Origin of the sequence: Prosthecobacter sp. (genome assembly GCF_044373815.1) — a bacterium.
Classification (GTDB): Bacteria; Verrucomicrobiota; Verrucomicrobiia; order Verrucomicrobiales; family Verrucomicrobiaceae; genus Prosthecobacter.
The window spans coordinates 1-10,697 of the sequence record NZ_JBIPNG010000213.1 but is presented as its reverse complement, the minus strand read 5'-3'; the positions used below and the strand labels follow the sequence as shown (position 1 = coordinate 10,697).

At 60.0% G+C, this 10,697-nt stretch carries 12 protein-coding genes; 10 read left to right on the top strand and 2 right to left on the bottom strand.

The features are described 5' to 3' along the window. The 3 genes from ACIREA_RS17350 to ACIREA_RS17340 all read left to right on the top strand — a co-directional run. Positions 1-1,398: DUF1553 domain-containing protein (locus ACIREA_RS17350; RefSeq protein WP_397383579.1), on the top strand; the 1,398-nt coding region annotated here is incomplete at its 5' end. Between the two features lie 22 nt (positions 1,399-1,420). Next, complete coding sequence (locus ACIREA_RS17345; RefSeq protein WP_397383578.1) at positions 1,421-1,672, top strand: addiction module protein; 252 nt, start codon at positions 1,421-1,423, stop codon at positions 1,670-1,672. A 27-nt stretch (positions 1,673-1,699) separates the two neighbouring features. Continuing rightward, positions 1,700-3,151: a DUF1501 domain-containing protein gene (locus ACIREA_RS17340; protein WP_397383576.1), complete on the top strand. Its 1,452-nt coding sequence runs from the start codon at positions 1,700-1,702 to the stop codon at positions 3,149-3,151. 193 nt (positions 3,152-3,344) lie between these two features. On the opposite strand, the gene moaD is transcribed toward ACIREA_RS17340, so the two are convergent. Further along, complete coding sequence (gene moaD, locus ACIREA_RS17335; RefSeq protein WP_397383575.1) at positions 3,345-3,590, bottom strand: molybdopterin converting factor subunit 1; 246 nt, start codon at positions 3,588-3,590, stop codon at positions 3,345-3,347. Beyond that, complete coding sequence (gene hpt, locus ACIREA_RS17330; protein ID WP_397383574.1) at positions 3,587-4,144, bottom strand: hypoxanthine phosphoribosyltransferase; 558 nt, start codon at positions 4,142-4,144, stop codon at positions 3,587-3,589. The genes moaD and hpt overlap by 4 nt, the downstream gene beginning before the upstream one ends. A gap of 73 nt (positions 4,145-4,217) precedes the next feature. On the opposite strand from hpt, the gene pdxH reads away from it, so the two are divergent. The 7 genes from pdxH to ACIREA_RS17295 form a co-directional block, all read left to right on the top strand. Continuing rightward, complete coding sequence (pdxH, locus tag ACIREA_RS17325) at positions 4,218-4,871, top strand: pyridoxamine 5'-phosphate oxidase (RefSeq protein WP_397383573.1); 654 nt, start codon at positions 4,218-4,220, stop codon at positions 4,869-4,871. Positions 4,872-5,052: 181 nt separating this feature from the next. Continuing rightward, the gene (locus ACIREA_RS17320) at positions 5,053-5,574 is read left to right on the top strand and encodes a GbsR/MarR family transcriptional regulator (RefSeq protein ID WP_397383572.1); all 522 of its coding nucleotides are present in this window, start codon (positions 5,053-5,055) and stop codon (positions 5,572-5,574) included. Between the two features lie 79 nt (positions 5,575-5,653). Further along, on the top strand, positions 5,654-6,070 hold the full coding sequence (locus ACIREA_RS17315) for a hypothetical protein (protein WP_397383571.1): 417 nt from the start codon (positions 5,654-5,656) through the stop codon (positions 6,068-6,070). Continuing rightward, positions 6,067-6,519: a hypothetical protein gene (locus ACIREA_RS17310; RefSeq protein WP_397383570.1), complete on the top strand. Its 453-nt coding sequence runs from the start codon at positions 6,067-6,069 to the stop codon at positions 6,517-6,519. Before ACIREA_RS17315 ends, ACIREA_RS17310 begins: the two co-directional genes overlap by 4 nt. A gap of 8 nt (positions 6,520-6,527) precedes the next feature. Further along, positions 6,528-6,971: a thiol-disulfide oxidoreductase DCC family protein gene (locus tag ACIREA_RS17305; protein WP_397383569.1), complete on the top strand. Its 444-nt coding sequence runs from the start codon at positions 6,528-6,530 to the stop codon at positions 6,969-6,971. A 32-nt stretch (positions 6,972-7,003) separates the two neighbouring features. Continuing rightward, positions 7,004-10,270 (top strand): PVC-type heme-binding CxxCH protein, encoded by a 3,267-nt coding sequence (locus ACIREA_RS17300; protein WP_397383568.1) that lies wholly within the window; start codon positions 7,004-7,006, stop codon positions 10,268-10,270. A 45-nt stretch (positions 10,271-10,315) separates the two neighbouring features. Continuing rightward, the coding region (locus ACIREA_RS17295) for a hypothetical protein (RefSeq protein WP_397383567.1) at positions 10,316-10,697 on the top strand (382 nt) is incomplete at its 3' end.

The following is a 10,697-nucleotide window of genomic DNA, read 5'->3' as shown; positions in this document are numbered from 1 at the left end:
ACCCTGCTGGCTGCATCTCCGGTGGTCGTTCCCTCCGGCTCCAAGCTCCGCATCACGCTCGCACAAAACAGCGAGTTCAAGCAGCACACCCTCGGCAGCTTCCGCCTCAGCTACACAGGAGATGCCCGCGTGCAGCAGGTCACCAAAGTGCCGCAAAATGTCGTCGCCGCTCTTGCTCAGGCAAAGGACAAACGCACGCCCGCACATCAGCAGACCTTAGTCGAATACTTCGTGCGTAACATTGCCAAAGCATCCGCCGCGGAGCGCACCCGCCTCGCCGCCGCGAACAAAGAACTCGCTGCCCTCAAGCCCGTGACCGTGCCCATCATGCGCGATCTCGATCCCAAGCAGCGCCGCGTGACGAAAATCCAGCTGCGTGGCAACTGGCAGGCGCTGGGAGATGAAGTCAGCGAAGGCACTCCCGCCACCTTCAATCCTATTCCTGCGAACGCGCCACGCAATCGCCTGACCATGGCCAAATGGCTCGTCAGCCGCGACAACCCGCTCACCGCACGCGTCACCGTAAACCGCCTGTGGGAAAGCATCTTCGGCACTGGCATCGTGCGCAGCAGCGAGGAATTCGGTAGCCAGGGAGATCTGCCGTTCCATCCCGAACTGCTCGACTGGCTCGCCTCCGAGTTGATGGACAGCGGCTGGGACCTCAAGCACATGCTCAAGCTGCTGCTCACCAGCCAGGCCTATCAGCAAAGCACCAAGACCACGCCGGAACTCAATGAGCGCGATCCCGACAATCGCCTCCTCGCCCGCGGTCCACGCTTCCGCCCCACCGGCGAACTTCTCCGCGATCAAGCACTCGCCGTCAGCGGCCTGCTCAGCGCCAAAATGTACGGCCCTCCCGTGCGCCCCCTGACTCCCAATCTCGGCCTCACCACCGCCTTTGGCCGCAGCAACGACTGGACCCTCAGCCCCGGCGAGGACAAGCACCGCCGCAGCCTCTACACCGAAGTCCGCCGCAACAGCCCCTACGCCAGCTTCACCACCTTCGACGCCGGCAACCGCGAAGTCTGCATGATCCGCCGCAGCCGCACCAACACACCGCTGCAGGCCTTCGTGACGCTCAATGACCCCGTCTTCATCGAAACGAATCAAGCCATGGCCCGCCGCCTCGTCGCCGAAGCCAAGGCAACCCCCGAGCGCCTCGCCCTCCTCTTCAAACTCTGCCTCTCACGCGCCCCGAATGCGCATGAAACTTCGTCTTTGACGCAGCTCTACACCGAAACGCTCACCACCTATCGCGCCGATCCAGCCGATGCCACCAAGATGGCCACCGATCCCCTCGGCCCCGCTCCCCAAGGTGCCGACATTGCCGAACTCGCCGCGTGGACGACCATCGCCAATGTGGTGATGAATCTGGATGAGTTTTTGATGCGGAGATAAATTCCAGAATCCATTTTCCACTATGACCACCGCACTCGAACGAATCCGGCAGATGCCTGTGGGGCAGCGCATTCAGTTGGCGGGAGATATTTGGGACACTCTCGTGGTTGAAGATGCCGATTTTCCGCTGCGCAGCGACCAACTCACCGAACTCGAAACGCGCCGTGCCGCGATGCTGGCCGACCCTTCCATTGGCATCCCATGGACTGAGGCAAAAGCGTTTCTCCAGACTGGATCACCAAACGCGATTCAGCCCAGTTGCGCAAAAGGATGACCGGACCTTGAACGTATTTTTCTGTACATGAACCCCATCACTCACGACACCCTTCAGCTCAAGACGCGCCGTCAGTTCCTCGGCAACGCGGGGCAGTTCAGCCTCGGAGCCATCGCCATGCATGCGATGCAGCAGAAAGCGGGCGCCAGTGCAGCCTCGGACAATCCGCTCGCACCCAAGAAGTCGCAGTATGCGCCCAAGGCCAAGCGCGTGATCTACCTGCACATGTCGGGTGCGCCGCCGCACCTCGATCTCTTTGACTACAAACCGGAGCTTGTGAAGCGCAGCGGGCAGGACTGCCCCGACTCGATCCTCAAAGGCCGGCGCTTCGCCTTCACCACCGGCGTGCCCAAGCTCATGGGCACCCCGCGCACCTTTGCGCGCTACGGCAAAGGCGGCATCACGATGAGCGATGCCTGCCCGAACTTCCACACCATCGCCGATGAGATGTGCATGATCCGCTCCATGAACACGGATCAGTTCAATCACGCGCCGGCAGAGCTGCTGCTCTTCACCGGGCATGCGCGGCAGGGCCGACCCTCCATGGGTTCGTGGGCCACCTATGGCCTCGGTACGGAGAATCAGGATCTGCCGGGCTTTGTCGCACTCATCTCCAGCGGTACTCAGCCCAGCGGCGGTCAGGGTTGCTGGGGCAGCGGCTTCATCCCCAGCGTGTATCAGGGGGTGCAGTGCCGCAGCAAAGGCGACCCCGTCCTGTTTGTCAGCGATCCCGCTGGCATGAACCGCGCCATGCGGCGCAAGACGCTCGATGCCCTGCAAGATCTCAACCAGCAGCAGGTCGCCGAATTCGGCCATCCTGAAACCGTCACGCGCATGGCGCAGTATGAACTCGCCTTTCGCATGCAGACCAGCGTGCCCGAGGTCATGGACATCTCGAAGGAGCCGCAGCACGTCATTGAAGCCTACGGCGCGAAACCCGGCGAGGCCAGCTTCGCCAACAACTGCCTGCTCGCCCGGCGTCTCATTGAAAAAGGCGTACGCTTTGTGAATCTCTTCGACTGGGGCTGGGACTTCCACGGCACCAGTGAAGGCAGCGGTATCACCACCGGTCTCACCGCCAAAATGGCAGCCACCGACAAGCCCGTGGCTGCACTGATCAAAGACCTCAAGCAGCGCGGCCTGCTGGACGACACCCTCGTCATCTGGGGCGGTGAATTCGGCCGCACCCCCTTCCGCGAAGGCCGCACCGCTGCCAGCAAAGTGCTCGGCCGCGATCACTACCCCGACTGCTTCTCACTCTTCATGGCCGGCGGCGGCGTGAAGGGCGGCTTCGAATACGGCAGCACCGACGAACTTGGTTTCAGCGTCGCTGAAAACAAAGTCCACGTGCACGACTTCCAGGCCACCGTGATGCACCTCCTCGGCTTCGATCACGAGCGCCTCACCTACCGCTTCCAAGGCCGCGACTACCGCCTCACCGACATCCACGGCCACGTGGTGAAGGATCTGCTGGCGTGAGTCGATGTGCTGACTGCGTAACGGCGTTTTTGGAGCGCGGAATTTATTCCGCAGCAGGTCGTATTCACGTTGCGGGTGGCGCTGTGTTTTGGGAATCGCAAACACGCTGGTTCCGGAACGCGGAAGGGGCGCAGATGAAACGCGGAGCCAGATGATTTGCGGAGTGCTGCGGAATAAATTCCGCGCCCCTTGTTTACCCCCCCTGCACCGGCGGCATGATCGCCACTTCGCCGCCATCGTGCAGCGGCTCGTCACGCTTCACGTAGGTTTGGTCCAGAGCCAGAAGCAGGCTGTTCTGCCAGTCGCGCAGCTTGGGCCAGCGCGATTCGATTTGAGCGAGGAGGTCGCCCATGGTGGCTCCAGCGGGCACTTCGAGAGTGATTTCGTCCGTGCCGGTGATGTCACGCAGGACGGAGAAGAAGAGCACGCGCAGCTTCATGACGCAGGATTGGGGTTCAGGATGCCAATACAGGGCAGATTGCGGAAGCGGCCCTGATAGTCCATGCCGTAGCCGACGACGAATTCATCGTCGATTTCAAAGCCAGCGTCATCCAGCGGCACCTCACGCAGTCGCTCACGGCGTTTGCTCAGCAGGACGCAGGTGCGTAGCGATGCGGGCTGTTGCGCGAGGAGGCGCTCGCAGATGGCGCTGAGCGTGAGCCCGGTGTCGAGGATGTCATCAAGCAGGAGCACGTCTTGGCCCTGAATGTCGAAGTTCGCGGGCCAGTTCACCTTTACCTCGCCGGTGGTGGTGGTTCCGCCTTGATAGCTGCTGGCGCTCAGGGTGTACAACCGCACGGGCATTTCGAGTTTGCGCAGCAGATCGGCCACAAAGAAAAGTCCGCCATCCATCAGCGCCACCACGGTGACGACCTTACCTGCGAGCTCCGCATTCAACCGCGCAGCCATCGCGTCCACCCGCTCGCTGATTTGCGCGGGGGTGAGCAGGATGCGTTCGAGATCTTGAATGACGCCGGTGACAGAGGATGACATGGAGCAAAAGAGTGTGTAAAAGGCCAAAGCTGACGTAGCGCAGGCCGCACGACACGCGTTTCTTGTAACCTGAATGAACCCAACTGACAAACCGAACCTGCCCGACCTGCGCGTGAGTTACGACCAGGGCGAACTCGATGAACACAGCGCCCCGGCCGATCCCTTGGCGCTCTTCACGATATGGATCAACGACGCCCTCGCAAATAAGCTGCCGGAGCCGAATGCCATGAGCCTCGCCACCAATGGCCTCGATGGCACACCGACCGTGCGCACGGTGCTGCTCAAGGGCATCGACGAGCGCGGCTTTCATTTTTACACCAACTACGAAAGCCGGAAGGGCCACGAAATCGCCGCCGATGCCCGCGCCGCCGCCTGCTTCCTGTGGACGGACCGCCATCATCAGGTCTGCCTGCGGGGTTCCATCTCCAAGCTCGACCATGCCGATGCAGAGAAGTACTTCGCCAGCCGTCCCTACGGGCATCAAATCGGCGCCTGGGTGTCCGATCAGAGCGTGGTGATCTCAGGCCGTGAATGGCTGGAGCAGCGTGATGTCGAACTGAAGGCGCAGTATCCCGAAGGCCAGGTCCCCTGCCCGCCACACTGGGGCGGCTACACGCTGCAGGCAGACGAAATCGAGTTCTGGCAGGGCCGCGTGAGCCGTCTGCATGACCGCATCCGCTACCGCAATGAAAACGGCGTGTGGGTGAAAGTGCGCCTGAGCCCGTAATCCCCAAGGAGCGGCACTTGCCAAGTGCCGGTTCAGGGCTTGGGAGTAGTATGTCATTCGAACCCTGTCCACACAGCACTTGGCAAGTGCTGCTCCTTGGCCTTGGGCCACTTCCCGCCCCAAGGCCGAAGAAATCTTGAAAGCCACTTGCCTTTCATTACTTTCAGTTTTTAATGAAAGCGTGAGCAACGAACTACCAGAATGGGAAAAGGCACGCGAGGAATTCGTGGTCCAGTGGGGTTCGCTCGGCACGCAATGGGGCATCCCCCGCACCATGGCCCAGATTCACGCCCTGCTTATGACGGCCCCGGAACTCATGTGCACGGACGATGTCATGGAGCGTCTGGAAATTAGCCGCGGCAATGCGCACACCAATTTGAAGGATCTCGTCGGCTGGAACCTCGTGCGCATCATCACCAAGAAGGGCGACCGCAAGGAGTACTTCGAGGCTGAAAAGGATGTCTGGAAGATCTTCATCACCATCTCGAAAGAGCGGAAACGCCGCGAGATCGAGCCCGCCATCCACCTCCTGCGCGACTGCGCCGCCCGCACCAAGGACGAAGCCGTTGGCCCCGGCAAGGACTTCCACCAGCAGATGCAGGACCTCGACGAATTCCTCAGTTTCGGCGTCAAAGTCGCCGACACCGTGATCTCCATGAAGCACGCCTCCGCCCTGCAGTGGGCCATGCGCCTCCTCGGCTGATCTTTTCATACCCATATGTTTCACAATATACTGAAAATTCAGTATATAAAATCACCCTTAACTCAAACCACACACCCATATGAACGAAACCGTCATCAGCTACAGCCTCTACCTCATCCTTGCCGTCAGCATGACGGTTTGGGTGGCGCGCACTCTCCACAAAAACGGCCGCATCTTCCTCGTCGATTGCTTCAACGGGAACACAGACCTCGCCGACAGCGTCAATCACCTGCTCGTCGTCGGCTTCTACCTCATGAACATCGGCTTCGTCTCGCTCTATCTGAAAAGCACCGAGGAAATCAGCGGCGCGCGCGGCGTCTTCGAGCTGCTCAGCGGCAAAATGGGCGTCGTGCTGCTCATGCTCGGCGGCATGCACTTCTTCAATCTCTACGTCTTCACCCGCATGCGCCGCCGTGCCACCCTGGCCAATCTGCCACCGCCCGTGCCTCCAATGCATCGCGTCAGCAAAGCGCATGATATTCTCGACACGCTGTGAAAACGTTTCTGCGCAAATTGAAGCTTTCGTTACTCGCGATGTTGTGCGGCTGGATTGCCTGCAACATCGCCTGGTGGCTGGGCGCGTTGCCAACCTCAACGTCTTCCATGCCGATAGCCATCCGTGAAATCATCGCAGTAGCGGTGTACACCGCTCTCGTCGTGCTGACGGCTTGGCTGGTGGTGTTTTTGCCGGTTGATCTTTGCGTCAGTGACAATTCAAGACTGCGCAAACCATCCACTGCGGCGCTATGCGGTTTCCTGTCGGCTTTCGCCATCGTGGCCGTGGTGTTTAGCTACATCGCCTGGTTTGAAATCATTCAACATGGCTTTCTGAAAGGTGTCTGGCGGACACTGGACAAGAGCGCTCTGCCCTACGCACTGGGAACCTGCGCAACAGGCACGGTGGCGGCGTTGGTCCGCGCATGCATGAACAAACAGCAACCTTGAATTAAACCATGAACACCCTCACCATCTTCTACGATGCCCGGTGCGGCCTGTGCTCGCGCTTCCGGCGCTGGATGCTCGAACAGGCCGCGTATGTGCGGCTGGAGTTTCTGCCCTACGATTCGGCGCAGGCCCTCCAGCGTTGCCCGGATCTGCCCAACCTGCGCGCCGATCAGGAAATCGTCGTCATGGGAGATGACGGCTCGCTCTGGCAGGGCGCGGGAGCCTGGGTGACATGCCTGTGGGCGTTGCGCGAGTATCGCGAATGGTCCCTGCGGCTCGCCAGTCCGGCGATGCAGCAGGTCGCACGTCGCGTGGTGCACTGGATTTCCATCAACCGCATCGGCCTTTCCCACCTGCTGCGTCTGCGCAGCGATGACGCGCTGCGGGCTCAGATCACAGAGACGACTTGTGACAATGGGGCCTGTTCCATTCAAACTCGAAACGCGGCTTGAATGAAGCCATCGTTCTGCGCTGTAATGGCTGAATGTCATTCCTCCGCTGCCTCATCACCGCATGCACCCTTTCCGCCAGCCTCCATGCAGCTGAGGATAAAATGCGCCTCGTGCGTGAGACGGACGCACTGACCCCGGAGCAGGAGCGCACAGGGCTGCACGTGCCGCCGGGCTTCACCGTGCAGCTCTTTGCCAGCGAGCCGATGATCAACAAGCCCATCAACATGGCCTTCGATACGCGGGGCCGTCTCTGGGTCTCATCCACCGTCGAGTATCCCTACGCCGCCGACAAAAGCCGCTGGTCCGATGAGAATGGCACGCGCGTCAAAGACAGCCGCGATGCGATCAAAATCCTCGCCGACACCGATGGCGACGGCAAAGCCGACAAGGTTACCGACTTCGCCGACGGCCTCAACATCCCCACCGGCGTGCTCCCCTGGCACAAGCCCGAGCACAAGGCCGGCTGCATCGCCTGGAGCATTCCCAACATCTGGTACTTCGCCGACACCGATGGCGATGACAAAGCCGACCATCGCGAGATTCTCTTCGGCCCGCTCGGATATGAAAAAGACACGCACGGCATGTGCAGCAGCTTCCGCCTCGGTCTCGATGGCTGGGTGTACGCCACCCATGGATTCAACAACACCAGCCATCTCAAAGCCAAAGATGGCAGCACGCTCGATCTCCACAGCGGCAACGTCTTCCGCTTTCGCCCCGACGGTTCGCGCATCGAAAAATGGACCAGCGGTCAGGTGAACCCCTTCGGCCTCTGCTGGGATCGCTTTGGCAATCTCTACAGCGCCGACTGCCACAGCTCACCCATCTATCAGCTCATCCGTGGCGCATGTTATCCCAGCTTCGGCAAGCCCGATGACGGCCTCGGCTTCGCCCCAGTCATGTGTGAGCACAGCCACGGCTCCACCGGCATCTGTGGCATCGTTTACCTCGACGGCGGCGTCTGGGGCCCCGAGTGGGACGACCACACGCTCGTTGGCAACTGCGTCACCTCCCGCGTGAATCACGACAAGGTCACCTTCACCGGCTCCACTCCCAAAGCCAATGAACAGCCCGACTTCATCACCAGCGACGATCCCTGGTTCCGCCCCGTCGATCTCCAGCTCGGCCCCGACAACGCCCTCTACATCGCCGACTTCTACAACAAGATCATCGGCCACTACGAGGTGCCCCTCGATCATCCGGGTCGGGACAAGGAGCGCGGAAGAATCTGGCGCGTCGTGAAGGATGACCACGCCAAATCACTGACCGACTGCCAGTTGGAAGCCATGACTGACAAAGCACTCGCGCAGCAGCTGGAGTCGGAAAATATCCGTCGCCGATACTTAGCTGGAGAAGTGATCTTTCAGCGAGGCGTGGCCGCGTATGAGGAAGTAGTCGCAAGCGTCCCGAAACCGCAAAAAGGTCAAGTCGATGAAGGAACTGCTTTGCGCACGGCTCATGGAGTTTGGATCGGTGCCCGGCTTGGGAAGGCGAGTGACAATCAGTTCAAGCAGGCGAAGTCTCTGGACTTTCTCAGTTCAGCTCATTTTTTCAAAACTTTGAGCGCATTCGCTGATCAGCCTGGAGTGCCAGGATATTTTGCCCACACCTATGAAAAGTTTGATGCGCCTCCTGCCAGCCTGGGCACAATCTATTCCATCAAATTACCTGTTGGACCCATAACAGGAGCAAAGGGGTACACTCAATCCTCCGACGGCCGTTGGATCGAGTCCCGCGCTTCGGTGGAAAATCGCAAGGCTCTGATTGAATGCCTTGGTCTCAGCGAGGATCGAGCCGCGATTCCTGATCTTGTTAACGAACTCAGGTCTTTGAAAGGTGACGAGACGCAACTGCTCACGACTAAAATCGCTCTCCGTCGCATCCTGAGCCACCCTGGAAATCTCAAAGCGCTGCCACCGGATGCGTATGCTGCGGCTGAAGTGGTGCTGGCCGTGCCGAACGCCGAAGCCAGTGCGTGGCTGTGGCGCATGGAAACGCTGGAAAAGAAAGCGTCCATGAGCCGGGCACAGATCCTCCAACATCTTGCGCGTTATGGAGACGCCGATCTGCTGCAATCTGCGATGCAAGAAACCCGCCAAGCGTATCGAGACAAGCCTGCCGCTTCACAGCTCGATCTGGTTCAAGCCATTCACAACGGCCTCAGCGAGCGCGGAGCGCCTGCAAATCCTGAGCTACTGCAATGGGCGCAAGAGCTTGCCACGCAGCTCCTCGACTCCGCAGACAAACAACCCACGCCCACTTGGACAGCGCTTGGCGATGCCAAGTGGTCGTTGCAGACGCGGAAGTGTGCAGATGGCACGGAGGCGCAGGTGCTGCAAAGCATGGCCAAGGGTGGGGGTGATGAAGAGAAGCGCACGGGGGTGTTGAAATCCAAATCGTTTGCCGTGCCGGAGAAGCTTGTGCTTTGGGTCGACGGACATCGCGGACCACCGGTGGCGGAGGCGCATGACAAGAACTTCGTGCGTGTGGTGGATGCGCAGAGCGGTGCCACGCTCGCGAGTGTGTTTCCACCGCGACACAATGATTGCCGACGGGAGGAACTGGATCTTGCCAAGCATGTCGGCAAGGCCGTGCGGCTTGAGATCGTGGATGGGGATGATGGGAAGGCTTATGCGTGGCTGGGCGTCACGCGCATTGAGCCAGTGGTGGTTAGCGTGAATGATTTCCAAAACGAAGACACCACACGCGAGAGCCTCAAAACCCTCGCCACCATGCTCCAGCACAGCGCCCCGGCCGCGTTGCGTGAAAAACTCGCCGCTTACCTCCCACCACGCCCCGCGCCACCGCCGCTGCCCGTCTCACCCGAGCAACGCAAACAGCTCGACACCCTCATCGCCGCCCGCGTGGCCGCCTTCGCCAAAGCCAAGCCGGATCTCGAAACCGGAGCCAATGTCTTCAAGATGAACTGCGCCGCATGCCATCAAATCAAAGGCGAAGGCGGCCTCATCGGCCCGCAGCTCGACGGCATCGGCGCACGCGGCCCCGAACGCCTTTGTGAAGACATTCTCGACCCCAATCGCAACGTCGATGCCCACTTCCATCTCCACACCCTCACCCTGAAGGACAGCAGCACCTTCGCCGGCTTCCTCAAAGCCGAACTCGGCCAAGTCAACGTGCTCGCCGACGCCACCGGCAAAGAACACCGCATCGGCAAGAAGGACATCGCCAAAACTGAAGTCACCCCCATTTCCCTCATGCCTCCCACGTTTGGACAAACAATCGAAGAAGCGACATTCATTGATTTACTGGGCTACTTACTGAATGAGAAGGCGGGGAAGTAGAGTTCAATTTGCCGCCACATTTGAGACCGCCAAGCCATCGATATCATGCCCATCGAATTCGATGTTCATATCACTGAAAAACTTCTTCGACGTGTCGCGAGACGCCGGCTGCTTCAACACTGGCCGCGCCTGTTGTTCGCCGTGGTGTTGGTTGTTGTGGCAGTAGCGTTGGATTATCGCCCAGGCCCATGGAGCGCTTCTTCGATTTTCGGCATGACGGCCATTGGTTTTCTGCTGGTGTTATATCCCGCCATTGAGATCCGGCAGCGGCGCAGCATTGCTGCCTGGAAGCGTATGCAGGGGGATGCTCCCGTGCATTACCGGTTGAATGAGGAGACGCTCCAGGCGCAGTCCAATCTTGGGAGCACCGAGTTGAAGTGGACGGTGTTTCGTGAACTCATTGAATATCACGACTGCTTCCTGCTTG

Excerpts from the sequence above, each read along its gene's own strand:
- ACIREA_RS17345 (WP_397383578.1), top strand. The coding sequence starts at position 1,421 with ATGACCACCGCACTCGAACGAATCCGGCAGATGCCTGTGGGGCAGCGC.
- ACIREA_RS17340 (WP_397383576.1), top strand. The coding sequence starts at position 1,700 with ATGAACCCCATCACTCACGACACCCTTCAGCTCAAGACGCGCCGTCAG.
- moaD (WP_397383575.1), bottom strand. The coding sequence starts at position 3,590 with ATGAAGCTGCGCGTGCTCTTCTTCTCCGTCCTGCGTGACATCACCGGC.
- hpt (WP_397383574.1), bottom strand. The coding sequence starts at position 4,144 with ATGTCATCCTCTGTCACCGGCGTCATTCAAGATCTCGAACGCATCCTG.
- pdxH (WP_397383573.1), top strand. The coding sequence starts at position 4,218 with ATGAACCCAACTGACAAACCGAACCTGCCCGACCTGCGCGTGAGTTAC.
- ACIREA_RS17315 (WP_397383571.1), top strand. The coding sequence starts at position 5,654 with ATGAACGAAACCGTCATCAGCTACAGCCTCTACCTCATCCTTGCCGTC.
- ACIREA_RS17305 (WP_397383569.1), top strand. The coding sequence starts at position 6,528 with ATGAACACCCTCACCATCTTCTACGATGCCCGGTGCGGCCTGTGCTCG.
- ACIREA_RS17300 (WP_397383568.1), top strand. The coding sequence starts at position 7,004 with ATGTCATTCCTCCGCTGCCTCATCACCGCATGCACCCTTTCCGCCAGC.